Below are 26,554 nucleotides of genomic sequence, written 5' to 3'. Positions count from 1 at the left end.
CCCCCGGACAAGCATTAGTCTCGCGATGACCGGGAGATATTCCCGCCACGATTGGGGATGCACTCCCTCCTCCCTCACGGCTCGACCTTGAGCGTCGCTTTCATGTTGGGATGATAGCGGCAGTAATAGTCGACCGCTCCCGCCTTCTTCAGAACGAACGTCGCCGATTTCTCGGGCTGCAACGTCACGTCGAAATCGCCGTTCTTCGCGGTGGCGGTGTGGGCGAAGACGTCCTTGTTGACCCACCTGATGGTGTCCCCGACCTTCGCCGACACCTCAGTCGGTGAGATCACGAGATTCTCCATCGTGATCTCGATGGTCGCCGCGTGCGCCGGGACGGCCATCGGCAGGAAGATGATCGCAAGCGCGATCGAAGCGAGGCGTCCCGGCTTCATCCCACGCTCCCTATTTCAGCTCGGCCGCGACGTGCTCGGCGTGCTGCTGATGGCCCTGGAATATCTTCAGGCCGGTCTGCAACAGGCTCTTCAGCTCGGCATTGTTCGCCGACGGAATCAGCTGGGTCTCCAGCGCACCATTGACCGCCTTGTGGTAGGCGACCTCGTTGGCGACATAGGCCTTGTCGAAGGCCGCGCCGCTCAGCTTGTCGAACTCAGCCAGCTTGTCACTCGCCTGCTTCGACAGCGCCTTGCTGGTGTCATTGTCCTCGGGCGTGACGTTCAGCTTCTTGACCAGCGCGAGCGCCTGCTTGTTGACGGCCTCGTGGTCGCGCAGCATGTCCTCGGCAAACGCCTTGACGTCCTTGTTCTGCGCCTTCTTCTGCGCCTGCTTGGCGGCGTTGATGTCGATCACGCCAGCGGTATAGGCGATATGGGCGATCTGCGGATCGGTCGGCTTGTCGGCTGCGCCGGCGCCTTGCAGCAGCGCGGGGCTCGACAACAAGATTGCTGCGGCAACAGCCGCGCTCCGTCGAATGAACATGGTTTGACACTCCTGTGCTGCCGGACGGGGTCCGCCGGCCGTTGCTTCACAGGTGTTGGATGGGAATTTCGCGCAAACGTTCCCGAAAAACTTCAGCCGCCGACGCCGAGCCGCTTCAGCACCGCCACGGTCAGGCGCTCGCAGCGCCAGCCCGCGAACGGGAACGCATCCATCATCACCGGACCGATCTCCTTCTCGACGTTCTCACGCAGCATGGTGCGGGCGCGGTGCAACCGCGTCTTCACGGTTTCGGGCTTCACGCCGAGCAGATCGGCGGTCTCCTCGATGTTCATGCCCTCCATGACGCGTGCGACGAAGACCATGCGGAAGACATCCGGCAACTCGTCGATTGCGCGTTCGACGACGCGCTGGATTTCACGTTGGGCCATGGTCCTTTCCGGATCGCCTGCGGGTGAGACGGGAAATTTGATGATCTGCGCCTCGATCGCGGCTTCGGGCACCGAGCCGAGCTCGACATGGGGCCTGGCACTTCGCGCCCGGCCGAGCGCTTCGTTGATGGCGATGCGCGACAGCCAGGTCGACAACCCGGATTCCCCGCGAAAGCCATCGAGATGGGTAAAGGCGCGGACATAGGTTTCCTGCACCACATCTTCGGCTTCGCTGTCGCTGCGCAGAATGCCGCGCGCGAGGCGGTAGAGCCTGCGGTTGTTGGCCTGCATGATCTCGCGGAGCGCGGACTCGTCGCGGCCTCGCGCACGATCGACCAGTTCCGCCTCCGAGGTCCTGAATTCTGAAGTCTTGGCTCCGGCGGACAGGCCGGCTGCGGTCCGTTGCATTGCGGTCACCTGCTTGTCTCCATTGGTTCCAGACATTGGATGCTGGCCCAAGGGAAAGGTTCCCAACTTTCTTACCTTCCCCTAGTCGGTCTCGATCGGCAGCGACGGATCCCTCGCCCATTCGCCCATCGAGGCGTCGTAAAGCGTCAGCTTGTCGAAGCCGAGCTGCGTCAGCAGCAACAGGTCGATCGTCGCCGAGATGCCACCGCCGCAATAACAGATCACGCTCTTGTCACGCGTAACGCCCTGGGCGGCGAATTTCGCTTCGGCATCTGCAAGGCTCGTCAGCGTCTTGTCCGCATTAGTGAGCGTTGCGGCGGGAACGTTGACGCTGCCTGGAACTCGGCCGGGCCGGCCGTAGCGGCTCGGCTCGGGGCCGCGATGAAACTGCGGCCCGAGCGCATTGACGATCACGGTCGCGGGATCGCCGATCCGCGCCTTCACGACATTCTTGTCGACGAAGAAGCCCGCGCGCGGTGTGGCCTTGAAGGTCGTGGCGGGGTAGCCCTGCGGTGTGCCGGTCTCGACCGGTCGCCCCTCTTCCTTCCATTTGTCGAAACCGCCGTCGAGCACAAGCGCGTCGACGCCGAGCGAGCGCAGCATCCACCAGAACCGCGTCGCCCACATCATCGTGCCGATGCTGTAGAGCACGATGGTCTTGGACGCATCGAGGCCGTGGCGGCCGAAGGCAGCTTCGAGCTGGGCCACACCGGGCATCATGAAGAACTGCTGCGCGGAGGCGTCGGAGAACTCGCCCTGAAGATCGAGGAAATCGGCGCCGGGGATGTGGCGCGCCGCGAAGGTCTTGTCGCCGGGAACGGCACGATACGGCAAGTCGCTGCCTGGCGGCACCGGTTCGTTATAGGTCGTGCAGTCGTAGAGGCGTAAGGCGGGATCGCCGAGGATGGCGGCGAGCTGCTCGGTGGAGATGAGGGGTGCCGGTTGGGGCATGCGATGACCTCTCCAACGTCGTCCTGGCGAAAGCCAGGACCCATTACCACAGCACTATATGGCTGCGGGCAGATCTGGCCACCAGTCTTCGCAACAATATCCGGTCGGGGTTATGGGTCCTGGCTTTCGCCAGGACGACACCGAGTCTGAGGCACGCACCGTGCCACGGCACGCCAAGCCCTACGCCTTCAGCGTCTCCAGAAACCGCACCGGCTCGCCTTGCGATGGCGTCACCAGCTCGCCCTGCCACATCACGCGGCGGCCGCGGATGAAGGTGCCGACGGGCCAACCCGTGACGCGAACGCCGTCGTAAGGGGTCCAGCCGGCCTTGGATGCCACCCATTTGTTGGTGATGGTTTCGCTGCGCTTCAAGTCGACGACGGTGAAATCGGCGTCGTAACCGGCCGCGATGCGGCCCTTGCAGGCCATGTTGTAGAGGCGCGCGGGGCCGGCGCTGGTGAGATCGACAAACCGCGCCAGCGACAGGCGGCCGGCGTTGACGTGATCGAGCATGAGCGGCACCAGCGTCTGCACGCCTGTCATGCCCGAGGGCGAAGCGGGATAGGTCTTCTGCTTTTCTTCCAGCGTATGCGGGGCGTGATCGGAGCCGAGCACGTCGATGATGCCCTGCTCGATGCCGCGCCAGATGCCGGCGCGGTGATCGGCCCCGCGCACCGGCGGGTTCATCTGCGCCAGCGTGCCGAGCCGCTCGTAGCATTCAGGCGCGACCAGCGTGAGATGATGCGGCGTCGCCTCGCAGGATGCGACGTCCTTGTGGTCGCGCAAGAACTCGATCTCTTCCTTGGTCGAGATGTGCAGCACGTGGATGCGCTTGCCCGTCTCATGCGCGAGCTTGACCAGGCGCTGCGTCGCCATCAGCGCCGCGGTCTCGTCGCGCCAGACCGGATGCGAGCGCGGATCGCCCTCGATGCGCAGCGGCTTGCGCTCGTTGAGGCGGTATTCGTCCTCGGCGTGGAACGCGGCGCGGCGGCGGATCACCTGGAAGATGCGGCGCAGGCTCTCGTCGTCCTCCACCAGCAGCGCGCCGGTCGAGGAGCCGATGAACACTTTGACGCCCGCGCAGCCGGGCGCGCGCTCCAGCACCGGCAGGTCCTGCACGTTCTCGCGGGTGCCGCCGATGAAGAAGGCGAAGTCGCAGTGCATACGATGATGGGCGCGCTTCACCTTGTCGGTGAAGCTGGCCTCGGTCACGGTCAAGGGCGACGTGTTCGGCATCTCGAACACGGCGGTGACGCCGCCCATCACGGCGCTGCGCGAGCCGGTCTCGAGGTCTTCCTTCTGCTCCAGCCCGGGCTCGCGAAAATGCACCTGCGTGTCCATCACGCCGGGCAGGATGTGCAGGCCCTTGCAGTCGATCACCTCGGCGGCGGAGGCTTGCGACAGCGCGCCGATCTCGGCGATGCGGCCGCCCGCAATGCCGATGTCGCGCAGGCCTTCGCCGTCCTGGTTGACGACAGTGCCGCCCCTGAGGATCACATCGAAACGCTGGGTCATGGCTGAAGGCCCCTCTCATCCCCAAGCGCAGGGCTCGAGGTCTTGTCGTTTATGCGCTGCGGGCTTACGTTCCGGAGCAACATGTCGCAAGAGATTTTCTCATGAAATCAGCGTTTCTTCCCGACCGGGGCGTGGTCAAGGTCGCGGGCGAGGATGCGCGCAACTTCCTCAACGGCCTCGTCACGACCGACCTCGACAGGCTGAAGCCGGGCCTGGGGCGATTCGGCGCGCTGCTGACGCCGCAGGGCAAGATCATCGTCGATTTCCTGATCACGGAGGTGCCGGCCGGCCATGGCGGCGGGTTCCTGATCGACTGCCCCAAAGCGCTGGCCGAGGGCCTCGCGACCAAGCTGAAATTCTACAAGCTGCGCGCCAAGGTCACCGTGGAAAACCTCTCCGACGATCTCGGCGTGCTCGCCGCCTGGGACGGCGCGCTCGCGGCCCAGCCGGACCTTGCCTTCGCCGATCCGCGCCATGACGGGCTCGGCTACCGCATCCTGATCCCCGAGGATCTCAAGCAGAAGCTGTCCGACCTCATCGGCGCCGAGCTGGTCGACGCGGCCGCCTATGAGGCACATCGCATCGCGCTTGGCGTGCCGCGCGGCGGGCTCGACTTCATGTACAGCGATGCGTTCCCGCACGAGACCAATATGGACCGCCTCGCCGGCGTCGATTTCGACAAGGGTTGCTATGTCGGCCAGGAGGTCGTCTCGCGCATGCAGCATCGCGGCACCGCGCGCACCCGCAGCGTCAAGGTGCTGCTCGATGGACCCTCGCCCGAGATTGGTGCTGCCATTCTCGCCGGCGACAAGCCGGTCGGCACCATTGGCTCTTCTGCCGACGGCAAGGGCATCGCGCTGGTGCGCATCGACCGCGTCGCCGACGCGCTCGATGCCGGCCAGCCGCTCACGGCCGGCGGACTTGCCTTGACGCTCGCCGAACCTGAAGTCGTACGCATTCCAGCCAAGCAGCCCACCGCATGAGCCGCGCCCCTCGCCTGCATCCCGACGGCCTGACCCGCTGCCCCTGGCCCGGCGAAGATCCGCTCTATGTCGCCTATCACGACACCGAGTGGGGCGTGCCTGAATATGACGACCGCGCACTGTACGAGAAGCTGATCCTCGATGGCTTCCAGGCGGGCCTGTCCTGGATCACGATTTTGCGCAAGCGCGACAATTTCCGCAAGGCCTTCGACGATTTCCAGCCGGAGAAGATCGCGCGCTACAATGCCAAGAAGGTGCACGCGCTGATGAACGATGCCGGCATCGTGCGCAACCGCGCCAAGATCGACGGCGCGATCCTGAGTGCGAAGTCCTATCTGGACATCATGGAGAAGGGGCCGGGCTTCTCGAAGCTGCTGTGGGACTTCATGGACGGAAGGCCCAAGGTCAACAACTTCAAGACCACGGCGAGCGTGCCGGCCTCCACGCCGCTGTCGGTGCAGATCTCCAAGGAGCTGTCCTCGCGCGGCTTCAAGTTCGTCGGCCCGACCATCGTCTACGCCTTCATGCAGGCGACCGGCATGGTCAACGACCATCTCGTCGACTGCCATTGTCACGCAAGCTGCGGCAAGACGCAGCGCAAGCCGCGCCTCAAGGTCAAATGAGCGCGAAGAAGTCGGCACGCGGCGCGGAGTCCCGCGCCTGGCAGCGCATGCTGTCGGGCCGGCGGCTCGATCTGCTCGATCCCTCTCCGCTCGACATCGAGATCGCCGACATCGCGCATGGGCTGGCGCGCGTGGCGCGCTGGAACGGGCAGACGACAGGCGCGCACATCTTCTCGGTCGCGCAGCACACGCTGCTGGTGGAGACCGTGATGCGGCACGAAACGCCGCGCGTGGACCAGCGCGTGCGGCTCGCAGCCCTGCTGCACGACGCGCCCGAATACGTGATCGGCGACATGATCTCGCCGTTCAAGGCCGTGCTCGACGGCCACTACAAGGCGGTCGAGAAGCGCCTGCTCGGCGCCATCCACATCCGCTTCGGCCTGCCGCCGGTGCTGCCCGACGAGATCACGCTGGCCATCAAGGCCGCCGATCGCGGCGCGGCTTATCTGGAAGCGACCGAGCTTGCCGGCTTCAGCGATGCCGAGGCGAGGCGCCTGTTCGGCAAGGATCCCGGCCTGCCCGACAGCGTCCGGCGCGACTATCTCACGCCCTGGACGGCGGCGCGGGCCGAGAAGCAGTTCCTGGAGCGGTTTGGCGCGGTGTTTGCGTAGCATCATCCCTTCGTAGGGTGGGCAAAGCGAAACGTGCCCACCAAACAAGGCGAGATGAGCGCAGTTGCGAAATGGTGGGCACGGCGCGATGCGCCTTTGCCCACCCTACAGCCGCGGCTATAATCAACGAAAAGGTCCGCCATGATCCACGTCTGTTCCCTCGCCGCGCTTCCCGAAACCGTCCGCCTCACCGGGGCCAGCCACGTGCTGACCGTGATGGCCAATGTCGAGCAGGTGGCGCGGCCGGTGTCGGTGCTGCCGGCCAACCATCTCAAGGTGTCTATGGACGACATCACCGAGGAGATGGACGGTTTTGTCGCGCCGTCGGAGGCCCATATCGACCAGGTGCTGAACTTCGTGCGCCGCTGGGAACGCAGCGCGCCGCTGGTGGTGCATTGCTACGCCGGCATCAGCCGCTCCACCGCGAGCGCCTTCGCCGCGGCATGCGCCCTCAATCCGCATCGCGACGAGATCGAGATCGCGAAGAAGATCCGCGCGGCCTCGCCGATCGCATCGCCGAACCGGCGCATCGTCGGCCTCGCCGACCGCGCGCTGGGACGCGAGGGCCGCATGCTGCGCGCGCTCGACGAGATGGGCCCGGGCGCGATGATGGTCGAGGGCCGCCCCTTCGTGATCGAGCTCGAATGAGGCGAGCACTCCATGGGATGCGCTCGCACTGCTGCGGCAACGGGACTGCGCCCCCTCTCCCGCTTGCGGGGGAGGGTTGGGGTGGGGGTGCTTCCGCAATGAGCGCTCCCCGTGGGGAGAGAGCCCTCACCCGCCTCGCTCTTCGAGCGAGGCGACCTCCCCCGCAAGCGGGGGAGGTGCGGCGAGCCCGCGGAGAGACCGACTCAACCAAACGGCATATCTTTCTCGCAACTCCAACGATCTCAGCCGCATGAGCGAGACGCTGCTGACGCCGATCGAGATCGGCCTGACCGCCGCGATCGTCGCGATCGAGGACCATGAACCGCTGATCCTCACCGCGCGCGGCAGCGACGGCCTGGCGGGCCTGCCGTTCGGCCCGTTCGATGCGCTGAGCCATCGGACCTTCGAGATCGGCCTGCGCGCCTGGGTCGAGGAGCAGGCGGGCTTGCGGCTCGGCTATGTCGAGCAGCTCTATACGTTCGGCGATCGCGGCCGTCATGCGGAGGCCGGCGACACCGGCGCGCATATGGTGTCGATCGGATATCTCGCACTCACCCGCGCCGTCGACGGCGAACTCGCAGCAACCGGGGCGAGCTTCGAGCCGTGGTATCGCTTTCTCCCCTGGGAGGACTGGCGCGAGGAGCCGCCGGCGATCATCGCCCGCGACATCATCCCGGCGCTGACGACATGGGCGGAACAGGAGACGCCGGAGACGACGCGCGCATTGCCGCGCAGGGACCGCGTGCGGTTCTATTTCGGTCTCGATGGCGCGCCCTGGGACGAGGAGCGCGTGCTCGACCGCTACGAGCTGCTCTATGAGGCCGGGCTGATCGAGGAGGCGCGGCGCGACGGCCGACCTGCGGCATTAGCACGCAAGGCGCTTCCCGCACTCGGCACCTCCATGCGGTTCGATCATCGCCGGATCCTCGCCACCGCGATCGCGCGGCTGCGCGCAAAACTGAAGTATCGTCCTGTGGTCTTTGAACTTTTGCCCGCCGAGTTCACACTCACCGAATTGCAGCATACGGTGGAGGCGATCTCCGGCCGGCACCTGCACAAGCAGAATTTCCGCCGCCTGGTCGAAACGGAAGCCCTGGTCGAACCGACCGGCGTGATGTCGACACAGACTGGCGGACGGCCGGCGGCGCTCTACCGCTTCCGCCGCGACGTGCTCCAGGAGCGGCCCGCGCCGGGCTTGCGCATGCGCTCCCGGCGCTAGATACGACATTTGCGCGATCGGCCCCTGCCCGCCGGTTGCCTGGAGGCTTCATGTTCGACGGCCCGTTTGACGTCTTTGCGCTGATCATTGCGATCATCGCCTTCCTGATCGCGATCAAGGCCTCCAACCAGGCGGCCGAGCTGCGCCGCCGGCTGAGCTCGCTCGAAGAGATGGTTTACGCGCAACGGCGGGTGCAGCCGCCGCCGCTGATGCCCGCACCGGTGCAGGCTGAAGCGCCCGCGACAACTCCGGCCGAGCCACCGCCGCTCGCGCCCGAGGCCGAGGCGCCGCCGCCGCTCGTCACCGAAGTGGCTGCGCCGCCACCGCTCGAAGCGGGCACCGGAGCCGATGCACCGCCTCCGCTGCCGGCGCTTGATATGAGAGAGCCTGGCTTCGAGGAGCGTCTCGGCACGCGCTGGGTGGTGTGGATCGGCGGCCTTGCGCTCGCGCTCGGCGGCTTCTTCATGGTGCGCTATTCGATCGAGGCCGGCCTCGTCGGCCCCGGCGTGCGCGTGTTCCTCGGCGGCCTGTTCGCAGCCGCGCTGCTCGGCGCCGGCGAATGGTCGCGGCGCAAGGAGAGCATCTCCAACATCGCGGCGCTGCCGATCGCCAATATTCCCGCGATCCTCACCGCGGCCGGCACGGCCGTCGCGTTCGCGACCATCTATGCCGCCTACGCGCTCTATGGCTTCCTCGTGCCTGCGACCGCCTTCGTGCTGCTCGGCCTCGTCGCACTCGGCACGCTTGCCGCCGCCCTGCTGCACGGGCCCGCGCTCGCCGGCCTCGGCGTGGTCGGCGCGTTCGTGACCCCGCTCCTCGTCTCCAGCGGCAAGCCGGCGCTCTACGTCTATCTTGCGATCGTCACCGCCGCGAGCTTCGGCCTTGCCCGCATCCGGCTGTGGCGCTGGCTTGCGGTGACCACGATCGCCTTCGCTGTGCTCTGGATCTTCCCGGGTCTGGACACCAGTGACGTGCAGGTCGCGCCGCACGCCTTCCATGCGATCGCGGGATTCGTGCTGGCTGCGCTGCTCGTCGTCTGCGGCTTCATGTTCGGGCCCAGCATCGAGGACGGCGAAATCGAGCCGGTGTCGTCGAGCTCGCTCGGCGCCTATCTGTTCGGCGCGATGCTGATCGTGCTGTCGAGCGCGCATGCGGATCTGGCGCTGATCGCCTTCACGCTTCTCGTCGGTGCGACGCTGTTCGTCGCCTGGCGCGCGCCGGCAGCGACCGGCGCGCTGGGCGCGGCCGCGGCGACCGTCTTCATCGTGTTCGCCGAGTGGGCGGTGCGCGCCAATCCCGACATGCTGGTGCTGCCCGGCGGCCCCTTGCCCGGCATCGGACCGGTCGCGACCGACAGCTCTGTGACGCTGCATCTGGTGATGGCTGCGATCTTCGCCGCCGGCTTCGGCATGGCCGGCTTTTTCGCGCAGGGCCGCTCGAACTCGGCGATCATTCCGGTGGTGTGGTCGGCGGCGGGTGTCGCCACGCCAATTGCGATCCTCGTTGCGCTTTATGCGCGCATTGCCCATCTGGATCGCTCGATCCCGTTCGCGATCCTCGCGGTGCTGCTTGCCGCCGCCTTTGGCGCCGCCACCGAAGCGCTTGCGCGCCGCGAAGATCGGCCGGGGGCGGCGACCTCCGTCGCGCTGTTCGCGACCGGCACGCTCGGCGCGCTGGCGCTGGCGCTGACCTTCGCGCTCGAGAAGGGCTGGCTCACGATTGCACTGGCGCTGATGTCGCTCGGCACCGCCTGGATCTCGCTGCAGCGCCCGATCCCGGTCCTGCGCCGGCTCGCGGCCATTTTCGCCGCGATCGTCACCGCGCGCATCGTCTATGATCCGCGCATCGTCGGCGATGCCGTCGGCACGACGCCGATCTTCAATTGGCTGCTATGGGGCTACGGCCTGCCGGCGGCCTCGTTCTGGGGCGCGAGCATCTTCCTGCGCCGCCGCGCTGACGACGCGCCGCTGCGCGTGGTGGAAGCCGCCGCGATCCTGTTCACCGCGCTGCTCGCCTTCATGGAGATCCGGCACTTTGCGACTGGAGGCCAGATGACGTCTGCGCCGTCGCTGCTCGAATGCGCGCTGCAAGTCTGCGTCGCGTTCGCCATGGCGATCGGGCTGGAACGGCTGAGGCTGCGCAGCCGCAGTATCGTGCACAATGTCGGCGCGGTGGTGCTCACGGCCATCGGCGGGCTCATCAGCGTGTTCGGCCTACTGATCCTGGAGAACCCGCTGCTGTGGCATATCGACGTCGGCGGCGCCGTGTTCAACCTGCTGCTGCTCGGCTACGCGCTGCCGGCGGTGCTGATGCTGCTGCTGTCTTATGCGGTGGTCGGCGAGCGTGGCAAGGCCTATGCAAACACCATCGCTGGCGGCGCGCTCGTGTTCGCGCTCGCCTATGTCACGCTGGAGATCCGCCGCTTCTATCACGGCCCGATCCTGTCCAGCGGCGAGACGACGGGGGCCGAGCAATACACCTACTCGATCGGCTGGCTCGCCTTCGGCGTGGTGCTGCTCGGCGTCGGCATCCTCGTCAACTCGGAGCGCGCGCGGCTTGCGTCCGCCGCCGTCATCGCGCTGACGATCCTGAAGGCCTTCGTGATCGACATGTCGACGCTGACAGGCGTTTACCGCGCGCTGTCGTTCATGTGCCTCGGCGTCGTGCTGGTCGCGATCGGATGGCTCTACCAGCGCATCCTGTTCCGGCGACAGGCTCCGCCGCCGGCTCCACAGACGGGAAGCTGAAGATCAGGCCGCGCGGACCGAATCCAGGAACTGCGCGACCTCGACCTTGAGGCGCGTGCTGTCGGTCGCCAGCGATTTCGCCGCCGACAGCACTTCGGTCGAGGCCTCGCCGGTCTCGATCGCACCGCGCTGCACGTCGGTGATGTTCGCCGAGACCTCCTGCGTGCCGACCGAGGCCTGCTGGACGTTGCGCGAGATCTCCTGCGTGGCGGCGCCCTGCTCCTCGACGGCCGCGGCGATCGCCGCGGACACTTCGGACAGCCGCTCGATGGTGCCGCCGATCTCCTGGATGGCGCTGACGGATTCCTGCGTTGCCGCCTGGATCCCCGAAACCTGGGCCCCGATCTCGCCGGTCGCCTTCGCGGTCTGCTCGGCCAAGGCCTTGACCTCGGAGGCGACGACCGCAAAGCCGCGGCCGGCCTCGCCGGCGCGCGCCGCCTCGATGGTCGCGTTCAGCGCCAGCAAATTGGTCTGGCCTGCGATCGTGTTGATGAGCTCGACGACGTCGCCGATGCGGGAGGCGGCCTGCGACAGCGCGTTGACGCGCTCGTTGGTCCGCGCCGCCTGCTCGACGGCTTCCGCCGCCATCCGCGCCGAATCCTGCACGCGGCGGCTGATCTCGGTGATCGAGGACGACAGCTCCTCCGAGGCGGAGGCCACGGCCTGGACGTTGGTGGAGGCTTCCTCGGAGGCTGCCGCCACGACGGTCGCGAGCTCCTGCCCACGCCGCGCGGTGCTGGTCAACGTCGACGCCGACGCCTCGAGCTCGGTCGAGGCCGAGGAGACGGTGCCGACGACTTCGCCGATCATGGCTTCGAACTTGCGGGTAATGGCATCGACACGGCGGCCGCGCTCGATCTTGGCTTCGGCGTCGGCGGCGGCGGCCTCGTCGGCAGCCTTCTTGGCGATCAGCGCTTCCTTGAAGATCTGGAGCGCATCCGCCATCGAGCCGATCTCGGTCTTCTCGCCGCGATGCGGCACCTCGGCCGAAAGGTCGCCCTCGCCGAGCGACTGCATCGGACGGATGATCGAGGCAATACCACGCGAAACGTCGCGCACGAGATAATAGGCGGCGGCGATCGCAATCACGACCGAGAACACGATGCTGCCGACCAGCACGCGGAAGATCATGGCGTAGCTGTCGGCCGCCTGCTTGGTCTCCAGCTCTGCACCCCGGTTGTTGAGCTCGATGCCCTTCTGGAGCAACGGATCGGCCGCCTGGGCCATCTTGGCGACCTTGGTCTGCAACAGCTCGTTGGCCTCGGTCGGGAAACGACCGACGCTCTTGCGCGACAGCGCCATCACGTCCTGCACGCCGTTCAGATACTCGGCCCACGCCTTGGTCCATTGCCCGTAGAGCGAGCGCTCCTCGGCGGTCGTGATCAGCGGCTCGTAGACCTTGCGCGTCTGGTCGATGCGCCCCTGCAGCGAGGCGAGGCGCTTCTCGGCCGCATCCTTGCCTTCCGCGCTGTCCTGCATCAGATGCAGACGGAGCGCGACGCGCAGCTCATTGATGTCGGCGCGAAGCGAACCGAGCGCGCGCACGCTCGGCAGCCAGCTCTCCGCGATCTCGACCGTATGCGCATTGATGTTCTGCATGGTGCCGATCGCGGTCACGCCGACGCCGGCGAGTGACAGCACGAGGACCGACAACACGGCCAGAAGTTTGAAGACGATCGACAACTTCGACATCACGACAAATCCCGATGATACCCGGCAACGCGTGAATCACCTGCGCCGCAATCGTCGCGACGGACGACAGGGCGGAAGTCAATTCATCGATGCTGGCTGGTTCTTATCCCGTGAGATTGCGCCTATAATCGCAAACAGGCGTTAACAGGAACCTACGTAAAATTACGGGCTCGCCCGTTTCGTCGTTATTGTCCCTGCAACCATCTGTTGCGGCAGCACTGATATCTCGTGTTGCGATGCGGTCGACGCAGCGCAACCCCGAACGGAACGCCGTCACGCCGCCCGCACCGACTCCAGGAAGCGCGCGACCTCGCTCTTCAGCCGGTTGCTCTCCTGAGACAGCGAATGCGCGGCCGAATGCACCTGCGCCGAGGCGGCTCCGGTCTCGCCGGCACCGCGCTGGACGTCGGCGATATTCGCCGAGACTTCGGAGGTGCCGTGCGCGGCATGCTGGATGTTGCGGGAGATCTCCTGCGTCGCGGCGCCCTGCTCCTCCACCGCGGCCGCGATGGTCGACGAGATCTCCGACATCCGCGCGATGGTGTCGCCGATCTCCTTGATCGCGCCGACGGAGTCGTCCGTCGCGGCCTGGATCGCACCGATGTGCTGGCCGATCTCGCCCGTGGCCTTCGCGGTCTGCTCGGCGAGCGCCTTCACTTCGGTTGCGACCACCGCAAAGCCCTTGCCGGCCTCGCCCGCCCGCGCCGCCTCGATCGTCGCGTTGAGCGCCAGCAGGTTGGTCTGGGCGGCGATGGTGTTGATCAGCTCCACCACGTCGCCGATCCGGGAGGCCGCCTTGGTCAATTCGGCGACGCGCGCATTGGTACGCTGGGCCTGCCCGACCGCGACGTCGGCGACGCGCGCCGATTCCTGCACCTGGCGGCTGATCTCGGAGATCGAGGAGGTCATCTCCTCGCTCGCGGATGACACCGACTGCACGTTGGCGGACGCCTCTTCCGAGGCCGCCGCCACGGCGGTGGCAAGCCCGTTGCCGCGCTCGGCGGCCTGCGTCAGCGTGTTGGAAGACGCCTCGAGCTCGGTTGCCGCCGACGACACGATCTCGATGATCTCGCCGACCGCGCCTTCGAACCGGTCGGCGAGCCGCTGCATGTCGGCCTTGCGCTGTTCGCGCCCGTGCGCGTCCGCTTCCGCCTGTTCGGCGCGCAGCCGCTCGGCTTCCGCCATGTTGGTCCTGAACACCTCGACCGCACCGGCCATCTCGCCGATCTCGTCCCTGCGGCCGACGCCGGGAACGGAAATCGAGAGATCGCCGCGCGCAAGCCGGGTCATCGCACCGATCATCGCACCGAGTGCCTTCGAGATCGAGCGTCCCAGCAAAAAGCCGACGGCGGCAAGCACGATGACGGTGACGCCGAAGGCGACGACCATCCACAGACGCACGGCCTCGCGCGTGGCAGCTTCGGCGGCGTCCGCCCGCCTGGACATCGCATCGACCGCGGTCCGCACCTCCGCCATGACAGGCTCGACCTCGCGGAAGGTCTTCATCATGCTGGCGTCAAGGGCCGCGCTCTGCTGCGCGGTCTCGGCCCAGGCCGTGAACTCGGACTGGTATTTCTGGAGCTTGGCCATGATGTCGTTCATCGCCGCCGTCGGAATTGCGACGACCTCTATCGCCTTGGAGAATTCAACCGCGGCCTTCTTCACCTCGGCGATGTACTTGGGGTCGCGCCGTAGCATGAAGTCCTTCTCGTGCCGGCGCATCATCAGCATCCAGGTCGTCGTCCTGGGATCGTCGATCTCCTTCAGCTTGGCCTCGATGTCGTGCACCGCGGCGCGGAGCGAACCGGACAGGCCGACCGTCTCGTTCAGACCGAGCCTGGTCTCGGCGGCCACCAATGCGCCGAAGTCCGACGCGTATCGCTTGAAGCCGTCCTGGGCCTGCTTCATCTTGTCGGACAGCACGCTCATGCCGCCCGCCGCCATCAGCCGCTGCACCTCATCGAAATCGCGGTTGATCGGCCCGATCAGCTCGGCATGCGCCTTGGCGTAGCTCTCGGCCCGGCGCTGCAAGAAGTTCTTCTCGTTGCGGCGTGCCTCCAGCATCTCGATCGAGAGCTGCTTGTCGAGATCGGCGATCGCGCGGGCACGATTGGCAATGTCGCGCGATGCGTCCTGGGAAAGGCTGCCGATCTCGTAGATCGCGCCGAAGGCGACGAGACCTAACAGTCCGAACAGTCCGATCGCCATGACCTTGTGGGTGAGGCGAATGGAGAGGCCACTCATGGAATGTGCTCCAAGACGATTGATACGCAATGCAGGGAGGGCGGCTGGGCGCGCGGAATATTGCGGAGATGATGCCTGCATCGCTTTTCCGGAAGGTTAACCGTGCAGCTCTTCTGATCGCGCATCCAGCCGCGAACGCATGCGAACACCGTGCACCTTCGCGCGACGGTTGCAGCCGTCGGGTGACCAGTGAGGACGGCCGCCCTCAGGCGGCGCGCACCGTCTCCAGGAATCTGCCGACCTCGAGCTTGAGGCGATTGCTGTCGCCGGACAGCATCTGCGCGGCGGACAGCACCTGCGAGGAGGCCGATCCGGTCTCGCTCGCGCCACGCTGCACGTCCGTAATATTGGACGAGACCTGATGTGTGCCTTGCGCGGCCTGCTGCACATTGCGGGAGATCTCCTGCGTCGCCGCGCCCTGCTCCTCCACGGCCGCTGCGATGGTCGAGGAAATCTCCGACAGCTTCTCGATGGTGTCGCTGATGTCCCTGATCGCGCCGACCGAATGCTCGGTCGCGGTCTGGATACTGGCGATCTGCTGGCCAATCTCGCCCGTCGCCTTCGCGGTCTGCTCGGCGAGCGCCTTGACCTCGGAGGCAACGACAGCGAAGCCGCGGCCGGCTTCACCGGCGCGCGCCGCCTCGATCGTGGCATTGAGTGCCAGGAGGTTGGTCTGGCCCGCGATGGTGTTGATCAGCTCGACGACGTCACCGATCCGCGTCGCCGCCTTGGACAGCTCGCTGACGCGCTCGGTCGTGGTGCGGGCCTGGCCGACGGCCTCGCTCGCCACGCGCGCGGATTCCTGCACCTGCCGGCTGATCTCGGTGATCGAGGACGACAGTTCCTCCGTCGCGGACGCCACCGACTGCACGTTGGTGGAAGCTTCCTCCGAGGCTGCTGCAACCACGGTGGTAAGCTGCTGCGTGCGTTCGGCGGTCGAGGTCAGCGTCGTCGCGGATGCCTCGAGCTCGGTCGAGGCCGACGACACCGTGCCGACGATCTCACCGACGGCGCCTTCAAAGCTGTCGGCGAGCCTGCGCATCTCGGCCTTGCGCTGCTCGGCCGCGATCTGATCCTGCCGCATCTTGGCCTCCGCTTCCTCGCGCGCCTTCTGCTCGGATACGATCTTGAATTTCTCGACGGCACCGGCGACCTCGCCAACCTCGTCCTTGCGGCCGAGGCCTGGCAGCACCACGGAAAAGTCGCCGCCGGCGAGCTTCTCCATCGCGGCCGTGAGTGCGCGCATCGGCCGCGCAATGCTGAAGACGGAGAAGATGCAGGCACCGATCAGAACCAGCGCGACCAGCACGCCGGTGACGAGCGACGTCCGCGCAACCGACGCGGCTTCGGCCTCTGCCTCGGTGCGCGTCTCGACGCTCCTCTGCTTGGCGAAGTCGGTGATCTGATTGGCCAGCTCGGAGATCTCTTCGTTGATCGGCGCCAGCGTCCCCTTGCGGATGCGATCGACCTCGGCAACGAGCTTTGCGAGTTGCGCCGCCGCTTCGCCGTCCTTCTTCCCATCGAGCGCAAGCTCCTGCTTGCGGATGGCTTCGATCTGCAGCTCACCCTTGCCGAATTCGCCGATCAGCACGGTCAGGCGATCGATCCGCTTGCGATTTTCCGCCGAGCGCGAGAGCTTGGCCATTTCGCCGGAGTATTTCAGGGCCGCCGTCTGCCGGTCGTTGAAATAGGTGACCGCCTTCTGCATCTCGGCGGGCGAGGACGAGGTCAGGATGTCGCGAATGCCGATTTGCATCCCTCGCACCGAGGCCTTCGCTTCCGCGGCGTTTTGCGCGATCGTCTGCTGTCCCGATACTCCGTTGCCGAGCCTCTGAACCTCGGTGCTGCCGCTCATCTGGAGGAAGATCATCAGCGCGACGAGCCCGATTGTCAGCGCGGAGGTGATGGCGAGCTTGGTGCCGATTCGCAGATTCTGAATGACCATCATCGAACTTTTCCCCGGGATACGCATTGCCGCGACGAAGCGCGTGAACATCCCGGGAAGGCTAACCGGCAGGTTACTCATTAACGTTAAGCGGGGCCCTCGCGTCTTAGGTAGAAGTACGGAAAACGCAGCTTAAATCTGTGGACTTCCACACGTTTCACGCGCAGCGAAATGAAGCTTCTCGGATTTGCATGCTTCGCGTTCGTTAACGCCCGCGCCGTCATTCGCGGCGGTGTCAGTTCACCGTCTCCCCGACGAGGCTGATGCGAAACACCGGTTTCTTGTTCTCGTCGAGCAGCTCCATGCACCACTCGGCGTTCGGTTTCAGGGTGCGCGAGATGCCGCCGAGCAGATTGGCGCAGACCTCGGTCATCTCGGTCCACGCGGCCGCGCGATCCTCGAACTCATACGGCTGATCGGCGGCGCCGGAATAGCGACCGGTACTGATGCGGAAGAAGTACAGCGACATCGTTGAACCCTTTTATCGGGCCGCGCCCCCCGGCCGTACGCAAACTGGGACGCGAACAGCTACCAACGCATGAAAGCCGCCGTCCGTATGACTACGGCGCGGCGGCTTCGTGTTCGATGGACGTCTTCAACGAGAAAGTGCGCGGACGGTCCCGCGCAGCCGCTCACTGGGTCGAGCGGCGCAGCTCCAGCGGGCCTTCGTTCTTCGCGGGCTCCGGTTTGCTTTCCGATTTCACCGGCTCGAGCCGGCTGCTCTCGACACGCGGGGTCTCGACGCGCGCGGCGACCTCGGTGTTCGGCGTAGCGACCGACCCCGTGTGCTCCGAAGAGCGCAGCGAGCGCGGCCGCGCGACGGCGCGCGCCATCAGCATCTGGTTGCCGCCCTGGTGGTGGAAGTCGCAATAGGCGAAGCCCATGCCCGACACCGAGCCGCGGAAGCTGCGATCGTCGGTCTTTTCCAGGTTGAAACAGGGCTCGAACGGAATGCCCTTGATCGAGGCGCAGACGTTCTGGCCACGGATCTGGAGCGTGTTGCCGGGCAGGCGGAGATGGCGGACCGGGCCCGCGCCCGAGAACTGCACGGCGCCGGCGGCGCCGAGGTCATCCAGGATTCGGCCCGCGCCGCGGGTGCCGTCGAAACAGGTGAAGGCGAACACCTTGCCGGCGACGAAGCGACGTGCCTCGTCGGCGTTCATGCCTCCAGCAATGGCCGGCGCAATCGTCGCCGCAGCCGTGACAGCCCCCAACACAATACGCGCAAGCATGCTCAACTCCGAACCGACCCCCGCAGCGGGCGATGCCTTATCTCTTTACCCGCTGCTTACCATACTAACCATGGCGACATTGAAGCAGCTTGGTTGGTAAAGTCTGAACGCCGTTAGACAATTTTTACCACGATCCGGCCGCGGACCTGGCCGGACAGGATTTTCGCGCCCCATTCGGAAACCTCGGCGAGCGGAATTTCGTGAGTAATTTCAGATAGTTTAGACCGGTCCAGATCGGACGCCAGACGCTGCCATGCGGCCTTCCTGGGCTCGATCGGGCACATCACGGAATCGATGCCGAGAAGGCACACTCCGCGCAAAATGAAAGGTGCGACAGAAGACGGCAGGTCCATGCCGGCGGCAAGGCCGCACGCCGCGATCGCGCCGCCGTACTTCGTCATCGACAGGAGGTTGGCCAGCGTGGTCGAGCCGACGCTGTCGACACCACCCGCCCAGCGTTCCTTGGCGAGGGGCTTGGCCGGCGCCGACAATTCGTTGCGGTCGATGATCTCGGCGGCGCCGAGGTGCTTCAGGTAATCCGCTTCCGAGGTGCGGCCGGTCGAGGCGATGACGTGATAGCCGAGCTTGGACAGCACGGCGGTCGCGACCGAGCCGACGCCGCCGGCCGCGCCCGTCACCACCACGGGGCCGCTCTTCGGCGACAGGCCGTGCTTCTCCAGCGCCAGCACTGAGAGCATTGCGGTGAAGCCGGCAGTGCCGATCGCCATGGCGTCGCGCGCCGACAGGCCCTGCGGCAGGGCGACCAGCCAGTCGCCCTTCACCCGCGCTTTCTCGGCATAGGCGCCGAGATGGGTCTCACCCATGCCCCAGCCGGTGCAGACGACCTTGTCGCCCGCCTTCCACTGCGGATGCGAGGATTGCTCGACCGTGCCGGCGAAGTCGATGCCGGCGATCATCGGGAAGCGGCGCACCACCGGCGCCTTGCCGGTGAGCGCGAGGCCATCCTTGTAGTTCAGCGTCGACCATTCCACGCGGACGGTGACGTCGCCCTCCATCAGCTCGGCTTCGTCGAACTGCGTAAGCTGCGCGGTGGTGCCCTTGTCCGCCTTGTCGATCCGGATCGCCTTGAACGTGGCCACAGCTGAACTCCCTGACTTGTTTGACGGGGATGTTTAGCCGATCAGGCAGGCTGCGCAACCGCTCTCGCGACGGGTTTCTCCACGATCGGAAGATTGATCAGCGCCGAGAGCACGCCGAACAGGATCGAGAGCCACCAGATCGGCGTGTAGGAACCGAACCGCTCGAACACGATGCCGCCGAGCCAGACGCCGAGGAAGCCCCCGACCTGATGGCTGACGAAGGCGAAGCCATAGAGCGTCGCGAGCCAGCGCGTGCCGAACATCAGCGCGACCAGCGCCGAGGTCGGCGGCACCGTCGACAGCCAGGTCAGGCCGGAGATCGCACCGAACGCGATCGCCGAGAACGGCGTGATCGGGAACGAGATGAAGGCCAGCGTCGCAAGCGCGCGGGTGAAATAGATGGTCGAGAGGATGTAGCGCTTGGGCAGCGAGTTCTGGAGATAACCGACGCTGAGCGATCCCATGATGTTGAACAGGCCGATCGCCGCGATCACCCAGCCGCCGGTTTGTGTCGAGATGCCGCGATCGACCAGGAACGCCGGCAGATGCACCGTGATGAAAGCAAGCTGGAAGCCGCAGGTGAAGAAGCCGAGCACCAACAGCACATAGGAGCGGTGGCCAAAGGCTTCCGCGAGCGCCTTCATGAAGGTCTGCTCATCCGCAGGCGCCGCGCTTGCCGTGCTTGCGACCGGCGGCGTCGAGAGCGCCAGCGACAGCGGAATGATCAGCAGCATCAGGAAGCCGAACACAGTGAGCGCCTGCTGCCAGCCGAAATTGTCGATCAGCGCGACGCCGATCGGCGCGAACAGGAACTGACCGAACGAGCCCGCCGCAGTACCGGCGCCGAGCGCCAGGCCGCGCTTCTCGGGCGGCAACAGCTTGCTGAACGCCGACAGCACCAGGTTGAACGAGCAGCCGGCAAGACCAAAGCCGACCATCACGCCCGCCCCTAAGTTCAGCGACAGCGGCGTCGAGGAGTAGCGCATCAGGAGCAGGCCGCCGGCATAGAGCAGCGCGCCGACGCACATCACCCGGAACAGGCCGAATCGATCGGCGACCGCGCCGGCGACCGGCTGGCCCAATCCCCACAACAGGTTCTGCACGGCGATGGCGAGGCCGAACACGTCACGCCCCCAGGCGAACTCATGGCTCATCGGCTGCACGAAGAAGCCGAGCGCCGAGCGCGGGCCGAAGCCGAGCATGCCGATGGCGCAGCCGCAGAGGATGATGATTGCCGGCGTGCGCCAGGTGGAGGAACGCGAGACCGGACCGAGTTCGCCCACTTGTGTCGACATGGTGTTCCTCATCTTGTCGTTGGCGGATCCGAAATAGGCAGCCACAGGTCAGCTCGTTTAATGCAAATGCATGAACATCCCAAGTCAAAAATGATTGCGTTCTCCGAAGGGCTGCCGCGCGAGCATTGCGTTTCAACCAGACCTGGTCCGGCGCCGCGGAGCGCGACTTGACGGGAATGTGTGCGAGCAGACCTAGCAACTCCCGGCCATGCGTGATATCTTTGATTTACTCAGATTGAGCATATTAGGGTGATGACGACGTGCGACCCGGCCTCTCGGCCGGATTTCTCGGGCCCCGAATATACTCACATTGAGCATAATAACACGAGCGGGAGGCTTTGATGCCGATCACTGGACTTTACGGCCCCGACGACTTTGCCAACCGGCCGCAGGGCCAAGCCACGAACCAGATCACGCCCTTCCCACGCGCCGCGCCGGCACGAACGGGATCGATACTGCCGATGCCCTCGCTGGAATGGACTGACGAGGTCGAGCGCGCCACCGCGCCGCTCTATGAGCGCGTGAAGCACGTGATCCCGCCGATCGAGTGGCCGCTGATGGCGCCGACCATCAAGGCGATCAACGAGCTGAAGCAGGCGCGAGGCGCAGTGATCCTCGCGCACAATTACCAGGCCCCGGAGATCTTCCACTGCGTTGCCGACATCGGCGGCGACTCGCTCCAGCTCGCCGTCGAAGCCACCAAGGTGAAGGCCGGCATCATCGTCCAGTGCGGCGTGCACTTCATGGCGGAGACCTCGAAACTGCTCAACCCGGACAAGACGGTGCTGATTCCGGATTCGCGCGCCGGCTGCTCGCTTGCCGCCAGCATCACTGGCGCCGACGTTCGCCTGCTCCGGGAAAAATTTCCCGGCGTTCCCGTCGTCGCCTATGTCAACACCTCGGCGGAGGTTAAGGCCGAGGTGGACATCTGCTGCACTTCGTCGAACGCGGTGCAGGTAGTCGAGAGCCTCAATGCGCCGAGTGTGATCTTCCTGCCCGACCGCTATCTCGCGACCTACGTGGCCTCGAAGACCGACGTGAAGATCATCGCCTGGAAGGGCGCCTGCGAGGTGCACGAGCGCTTCACCGGCGGAGAGCTGCGTGAGCTTCGCGAGGCCGATCCCTCGGTGCAGATCATCGCCCATCCCGAATGCCCGCCCGACGTGCTGGCCGAGGCCGACTTTACCGGCTCGACCGCACACATGATCAACTGGGTGCGCGCGAAGCGGCCGCGGCGGCTCGTGATGATCACCGAATGCTCGATGGCCGACAATGTACGCGCCGAGCTGCCTGACGTGGAGATGCTCCGCCCCTGCAATCTCTGCCCGCACATGAAGCGCATCACGCTCGCCAACATTCTGGAGAGCCTGCTGACGCTACGCGAGGAGGTGACGATCGATCCCGCGCTTGCGGTGCGCGCGCGACGCTCGGTCGAGCGGATGATCAATCTGAAGAATTGAGCATCAAACAGCAGCAACACCCACAGTGTCGTCCCGGCGAAGGCCGGGACCCATAACCACAGGAAGGTGTGGTTGCAGAGAACGACGTCAAGCAGCTTAGCCAAACAACTACTGCTGCGGAGTATGGGTCCCGGCCTTCGCCGGGACGACGGTTGAGAGCTTGGAGAAAGCCATGACAACAAACAACATCCACAACCTCACTCGCAGCACCGACGATGTCGTCATCGTCGGCGGCGGCCTTGCCGGACTGTTCTGTGCGCTGAAGCTCGCGCCGCGGCCGGTGACGCTGATCTCGGCGGCACCGCTCGGACAGGGCGCTTCGTCCGCATGGGCGCAAGGCGGCATCGCCGCGGCGGTGGCCGAGGGCGATACTCCGGAAGCACATGCCGCAGATACGGTTGCCGTCGGCGGCGGCCTTGTCGACGAAGCGGTCGCGCTCGGGATCGCCCGCGAGGCCGCGCCGCGCATCCACGACCTGCTCGCCTATGGCGTGCCGTTCGACCGCGATCTCGAAGGCAGGCTCGCGGTGGGGCGGGAAGCTGCGCATTCGGCGCGCCGCATCGTGCATGTGCGCGGCGACGGTGCGGGCGCAGCGATCATCGCGGCGCTGGGCGAGGCCGCGCGCCGGACGCCGTCGATCCGGCTGATCGAGGGTTTCGTCGCCGAAGCGCTGTTGACGGAAGACGGCGCCGTCTCCGGCCTTCAGCTGCGCGAGGCCGGCAATCCTGCCGCCCCGCCGGTCCTGCTCGCCTCACGCGCGGTGGTGCTCGCGACCGGCGGCCTCGGCCATCTCTATGCCGTCACCACCAATCCGCTTGAAGCAAGCGGATCGGGCCTTGCGATCGCCGCGCGCGCCGGCGCCGTGATCGCCGATCCTGAATTCGTGCAGTTTCACCCCACCGCCATCATGGTCGGCCGCGATCCGGCACCGCTGGCGACGGAGGCGCTGCGCGGCGAAGGGGCGACGCTGATCAACGCCGATGGCGAGCGTTTCATGCTGGCGCGTCATCCGCTCGCCGAGCTCGCGCCGCGCGACATCGTGGCCCGCGGCGTGTTCGCCGAGATCGCGGCCGGGCGCGGCGCATTCCTCGACGCACGGCAGGCGCTGGGCGCACGCTTCGCCGACAAATTCCCGACCGTGCATGCGAGCTGCATCGCCGCCGGCATCGATCCCGCCACGCAGGCCATCCCGATCGCGCCCGCCGCGCACTACCACATGGGCGGCATCGCGGTGGACGGGCGCGGCCGCAGCTCGATCGACGGGCTATGGGCCGGCGGCGAAGTGTCCTCCACCGGTGCGCATGGCGCCAACCGCCTCGCCTCGAATTCGCTGCTGGAGGCCGTGGTCTACGCCGCACGCATCGCCGACGACATCGCCGGCCGCGCCATCCCCTCGGCTGCCCGCCTTCCCGACGCATTGGTGGCGCCGCGCGGCGGCGCACCGGATGCCGCGGTCGTGAAGCGGCTGCGCGCGACGATGAGCGCGCATGTCGGCGTGATCCGTCACGGTGACGGTCTTGCGGAGGCCGTGCACAGCTTCGCTGCGCTCGAACGTGACGCAACGAGCATCGCTGTCCGCAACATGGCGACAACAGCCCTGCTCGTCGCCGCTGCGGCCTGGACGCGGTGCGAGAGCCGCGGCGCGCATTTCCGCTCCGATCATCCGGCTGATCTCCCCGCGCAGGCGAAGAGAACGATGACCACCCTCGCAGCAGCGCGCGAGGTCGCAGAAAACCTCACCGAACGCCCAATGCCGCGCATCGCGCAACCCATGATCGCCTGACGGAGTCCTCTATGATCACCCCGACATCCCTGCTCTATCCCGACGCCTTCCTCTCGCCGCTCGCGATCGACGAGGCCGTGCACCGCGCGCTCGACGAAGATCTCGGCCGCGCCGGCGACATCACCTCGCTCGCGACGATCCCGGAGGCGACAAAAGCAAAGGCGATCCTGGTCGCACGCCAGTCCGGCGTGATCGCCGGCCTGCCGCTGGCGCTGGCGACGCTGCAAGAGCTGTCGTCCGACATCGAGGTGCGCGCGCATGTTCGCGACGCCGCGCGCATGGCCCGCGGGCAGCACGTGCTGACGATCTCCGGTCCCGCGCGCGCCATTCTCACCGCGGAGCGGACCGCGCTGAACTTCGTCGGGCGGCTGTCGGGCGTCGCGACGCTGACGGCGGACTATGTCGCGCGCACCGAAGGCAGCAGGATGCGGATCTGCTGCACGCGAAAAACCACGCCGGGCTTGCGCGCACTGGAGAAATACGCGGTGCGCTGCGGCGGCGGCTTCAACCACCGCTTCGGCCTCGACGACGCGATCCTGATCAAGGACAACCACATCGCGGTCGCCGGCGGCATCCGCCCCGTGCTGGAGCGCGCACGCGCCCACGCCGGCCATCTCATCAAGATCGAGATCGAGGTGGATACGCTGGCGCAACTGCGCGAGGTGCTGGACACGGGGATGGCTGACGCCGTACTGCTCGATAACATGGACCTTGCGACGCTGCGTGAGGCGGTGCGGATGAGCGAGGGACGGCTCAAGCTGGAAGCATCCGGCGGCGTCACGCTGGACTCGATCGCCGCAATCGCAGCGACCGGCGTCGACTACGCCTCGTCCGGCGCGCTGACGCATTCGGCGCCGAATTTCGATTGTGCACTGGATATCGAGGCGTGATTTCTTTGCCTCTCCCCGCTTGCGGGGAGAGGCCGGAATTCGCGCTGAAAGCGCGGATTCCGGGTTAGGGGGAGTCTCCGCGAGTCTAACTCTCACCGTCCCCGTGGAGAGTCCCCCTCACCCCAACCCTCTCCCCGCAAGCGGGGCGAGGGAGCACGGCTGCGCTTACGGCGACAGCCGTAAGCTATCTCAGCGCCGCTCGCTCACACCCATCTCGGCGGAGCTCTTGGCTTCCTGCGTGAGCTCGGCGGAGAGTGCGGCAGTCTGGGCCGGAGAGCCCCAGCTCGGTTCCTCGCTGCCGTCGCCCCAGGCGCGCGGGCGATAGAAGGTGTGCACGCCGGTCTTGTACATCTTCTTCATCTCGGCGACCCAGGACGGGCGCACCCAATAGGCGTGGTAATGCGTGGACTTGCCGACCTCGGGCAGCCAGATCTGGCCGTCGAGCATCGCTTTCGCGATCTTCTTGGCGCGCTCCCACATCTCGGGCTCGCGGATCACGTCGGGATTGTTGTCGCAGGCAAAGGTGAACTGGCAGGCGAAATGGCGGTGCTTGTTCTGATAGACTGCTCCGCACACCGTGTCGGGATATTTGCCGGAGAACACGCGGTTCATCACAACCTGCGCGACCGCCATCTGGCCGCGCACGGCCTCGCCGCGGGACTCGAAGTAGACCGCTTCCGCGAGGCACTTCTCGGATTTCGCGCGCGACTTGTCGTCGAGTGCGAGCCGCTCCGCCGGCGACCTGGCGCGCTGGTTGTCGGCATTGACCTCGCCCTTCGGCGCGACGCTCTCGCCGCTCTCGATGTCCTTGGCAATCTCTTCCGACGGCGGCGTCAGCGAGGCCGTCACCTTCATGTCGGGGTCGGGCATCACGATAAGCGGCTCGGCGCCGGGCTGCCAGCTCTCGATGCTCTCGAGATTGCCGCCGAGCGAGGAGCTGCCGAAGAACAGGTTCGCGGTCTTGACGCTGAAGGGATCGCGCGCAGGCGCGGCGGGCGCTGCGGCCCGCTTCAGCACCTCCAGCGGCTGAACCGCGAACGAGCGCGCAAGGTCGCTGGCCTTCGGCGGATTGGCATATTGCGGCAACGGCGGCGCGCGAAGCGCTTCCTGGAGCTCGGGGTCGAGCGCGGCTGCGGACTCCGGCGACATCGCCTGCGGCAACGCGGCGGTCTTGGCGCCGAACACCGAGCTGTTCGACGTCGCGGGATCTTCCTGCGCGGGGGCTGCGGTCGGTGCGGCAGCGTCGGGAGACGTCGTCGGTGGTACGATAGCGAGGCGATCACCCTTCATGGAGCGATCGACCTTGGGAAAGTCGGCGGCCTGGTAGCGCGGCGGCGCCTGAAGCGCCGGATTGCGGCTGATCGCGCCGGTAACGTCACGGCCATCGAGGCTGGCGAGGCGAACCATCGCGCTCTGCGGAACCGAGGTGCCGATGGGGCGGGAAAAACTGTAGGTGGCGAGCTGGATCGAGGACGCCGCGGAATACACCTGCTTCTGCCAACGCTCGGCGACGCCGGGCTGACGCGCCAGCAGCGAGGCAATATCCTGATAGCCGGTCTCTCTCGGCATCAATGCGAAGATGCAGAGACCGATGCCGAAGGACGCGAACCGCGCGCCCTTCGGATGGTTACGCAACACTGACATCGATACGCTCACGCTACGCTAACGCCAGACAAATCGAACCGCAGTACATCCGTGCAATTCGATCTTTTTCTTAAGTATCCAATTTAGGTTGCCGGGGCGTTAATCGGCGTTGCGCGCGCGGCACACTCAAGCGATTGCAGGTGTTTTCACGGGGCAATGATGCGCCTTGGTAAATGCCGCCTCACGTGAAGCGGTAAACATCTGGTCAACGCGAATGGTGAAGGAACTCTTGCGCG

The 26,554-nt window shown here is 66.3% G+C and carries 22 protein-coding genes; 9 read left to right on the top strand and 13 right to left on the bottom strand.

The genetic code is table 11. From position 1 onward, the window contains the following. Positions 1–74 precede the first annotated feature (74 nt). The 5 genes from ACE10W_RS09485 to ACE10W_RS09465 form a co-directional block, all read right to left on the bottom strand. Positions 75–395, bottom strand: a complete 321-nt coding sequence (locus ACE10W_RS09485) for a cupredoxin family copper-binding protein (RefSeq protein ID WP_011085346.1) — start codon at positions 393–395, stop codon at positions 75–77. A gap of 10 nt (positions 396–405) precedes the next feature. After that, a complete protein-coding gene (locus ACE10W_RS09480) occupies positions 406–939 on the bottom strand; it encodes a DUF4142 domain-containing protein (protein WP_060910880.1) in 534 nt (177 codons plus the stop codon). 92 nt (positions 940–1,031) lie between these two features. Next, positions 1,032–1,736, bottom strand: coding sequence for an RNA polymerase sigma factor (locus tag ACE10W_RS09475; RefSeq protein WP_304551223.1), 705 nt, complete (start codon positions 1,734–1,736; stop codon positions 1,032–1,034). An 81-nt stretch (positions 1,737–1,817) separates the two neighbouring features. Next, the gene (locus ACE10W_RS09470; RefSeq protein ID WP_304551222.1) at positions 1,818–2,687 is read right to left on the bottom strand and encodes a sulfurtransferase; all 870 of its coding nucleotides are present in this window, start codon (positions 2,685–2,687) and stop codon (positions 1,818–1,820) included. 180 nt (positions 2,688–2,867) lie between these two features. Then, on the bottom strand, positions 2,868–4,202 hold the full coding sequence (locus ACE10W_RS09465; protein ID WP_028175626.1) for a dihydroorotase: 1,335 nt from the start codon (positions 4,200–4,202) through the stop codon (positions 2,868–2,870). 101 nt (positions 4,203–4,303) lie between these two features. On the opposite strand from ACE10W_RS09465, the gene ACE10W_RS09460 reads away from it, so the two are divergent. From ACE10W_RS09460 to ACE10W_RS09435, 6 genes are all read left to right on the top strand, one after another. Beyond that, the gene (locus ACE10W_RS09460; protein WP_028175625.1) at positions 4,304–5,185 is read left to right on the top strand and encodes a folate-binding protein YgfZ; all 882 of its coding nucleotides are present in this window, start codon (positions 4,304–4,306) and stop codon (positions 5,183–5,185) included. Beyond that, the gene (locus ACE10W_RS09455; RefSeq protein WP_011085340.1) at positions 5,182–5,808 is read left to right on the top strand and encodes a DNA-3-methyladenine glycosylase I; all 627 of its coding nucleotides are present in this window, start codon (positions 5,182–5,184) and stop codon (positions 5,806–5,808) included. Before ACE10W_RS09460 ends, ACE10W_RS09455 begins: the two co-directional genes overlap by 4 nt. Beyond that, entirely contained in the window at positions 5,805–6,419 is a 615-nt protein-coding gene (locus ACE10W_RS09450; protein ID WP_011085339.1) for a YfbR-like 5'-deoxynucleotidase, read from the top strand. Before ACE10W_RS09455 ends, ACE10W_RS09450 begins: the two co-directional genes overlap by 4 nt. A gap of 141 nt (positions 6,420–6,560) precedes the next feature. Continuing rightward, positions 6,561–7,067, top strand: a complete 507-nt coding sequence (locus tag ACE10W_RS09445) for a tyrosine phosphatase family protein (RefSeq protein ID WP_011085338.1) — start codon at positions 6,561–6,563, stop codon at positions 7,065–7,067. 250 nt (positions 7,068–7,317) lie between these two features. Beyond that, positions 7,318–8,286 carry an NAD regulator gene (locus ACE10W_RS09440; protein ID WP_028175624.1) on the top strand — a complete coding sequence of 323 codons (969 nt, stop codon included), beginning with the start codon at positions 7,318–7,320 and terminating at the stop codon, positions 8,284–8,286. A 50-nt stretch (positions 8,287–8,336) separates the two neighbouring features. Continuing rightward, complete coding sequence (locus ACE10W_RS09435; RefSeq protein WP_304551219.1) at positions 8,337–11,033, top strand: DUF2339 domain-containing protein; 2,697 nt, start codon at positions 8,337–8,339, stop codon at positions 11,031–11,033. A 3-nt stretch (positions 11,034–11,036) separates the two neighbouring features. Here ACE10W_RS09435 and ACE10W_RS09430 read toward each other — a convergent pair whose 3' ends face one another. From ACE10W_RS09430 to ACE10W_RS09400, 7 genes are all read right to left on the bottom strand, one after another. After that, positions 11,037–12,725 (bottom strand): methyl-accepting chemotaxis protein, encoded by a 1,689-nt coding sequence (locus ACE10W_RS09430; protein WP_304551217.1) that lies wholly within the window; start codon positions 12,723–12,725, stop codon positions 11,037–11,039. A gap of 273 nt (positions 12,726–12,998) precedes the next feature. After that, entirely contained in the window at positions 12,999–14,969 is a 1,971-nt protein-coding gene (locus ACE10W_RS09425; protein WP_304551215.1) for a methyl-accepting chemotaxis protein, read from the bottom strand. Positions 14,970–15,174: 205 nt separating this feature from the next. Beyond that, positions 15,175–16,917: a methyl-accepting chemotaxis protein gene (locus tag ACE10W_RS09420; RefSeq protein WP_028175620.1), complete on the bottom strand. Its 1,743-nt coding sequence runs from the start codon at positions 16,915–16,917 to the stop codon at positions 15,175–15,177. 232 nt (positions 16,918–17,149) lie between these two features. Further along, positions 17,150–17,383 (bottom strand): DUF6894 family protein, encoded by a 234-nt coding sequence (locus ACE10W_RS09415; RefSeq protein WP_028175619.1) that lies wholly within the window; start codon positions 17,381–17,383, stop codon positions 17,150–17,152. A 163-nt stretch (positions 17,384–17,546) separates the two neighbouring features. Further along, entirely contained in the window at positions 17,547–18,146 is a 600-nt protein-coding gene (locus tag ACE10W_RS09410; RefSeq protein ID WP_011085332.1) for a hypothetical protein, read from the bottom strand. A gap of 113 nt (positions 18,147–18,259) precedes the next feature. Further along, positions 18,260–19,246, bottom strand: a complete 987-nt coding sequence (locus tag ACE10W_RS09405) for an MDR family oxidoreductase (RefSeq protein ID WP_011085331.1) — start codon at positions 19,244–19,246, stop codon at positions 18,260–18,262. Positions 19,247–19,287: 41 nt separating this feature from the next. Continuing rightward, positions 19,288–20,541 (bottom strand): MFS transporter, encoded by a 1,254-nt coding sequence (locus tag ACE10W_RS09400; RefSeq protein WP_038965920.1) that lies wholly within the window; start codon positions 20,539–20,541, stop codon positions 19,288–19,290. 341 nt (positions 20,542–20,882) lie between these two features. On the opposite strand from ACE10W_RS09400, the gene nadA reads away from it, so the two are divergent. From nadA to nadC, 3 genes are all read left to right on the top strand, one after another. After that, positions 20,883–22,001, top strand: coding sequence for a quinolinate synthase NadA (nadA, locus tag ACE10W_RS09395; RefSeq protein ID WP_011085329.1), 1,119 nt, complete (start codon positions 20,883–20,885; stop codon positions 21,999–22,001). A 172-nt stretch (positions 22,002–22,173) separates the two neighbouring features. Further along, positions 22,174–23,784, top strand: a complete 1,611-nt coding sequence (locus ACE10W_RS09390) for an L-aspartate oxidase (RefSeq protein ID WP_304551211.1) — start codon at positions 22,174–22,176, stop codon at positions 23,782–23,784. Between the two features lie 11 nt (positions 23,785–23,795). Further along, positions 23,796–24,674 carry a carboxylating nicotinate-nucleotide diphosphorylase gene (nadC, locus tag ACE10W_RS09385; RefSeq protein ID WP_161536065.1) on the top strand — a complete coding sequence of 293 codons (879 nt, stop codon included), beginning with the start codon at positions 23,796–23,798 and terminating at the stop codon, positions 24,672–24,674. A gap of 189 nt (positions 24,675–24,863) precedes the next feature. Here nadC and ACE10W_RS09380 read toward each other — a convergent pair whose 3' ends face one another. Next, complete coding sequence (locus tag ACE10W_RS09380; RefSeq protein ID WP_304551209.1) at positions 24,864–26,318, bottom strand: cell wall hydrolase; 1,455 nt, start codon at positions 26,316–26,318, stop codon at positions 24,864–24,866. Positions 26,319–26,554: the final 236 nt, after the last annotated feature.

Origin of the sequence: Bradyrhizobium sp. B025 (assembly GCF_042257955.1) — a bacterium.
Classification (GTDB): domain Bacteria; phylum Pseudomonadota; class Alphaproteobacteria; order Rhizobiales; family Xanthobacteraceae; genus Bradyrhizobium; species Bradyrhizobium diazoefficiens.
This window is presented reverse-complemented; position numbering and strand designations above follow the sequence as displayed.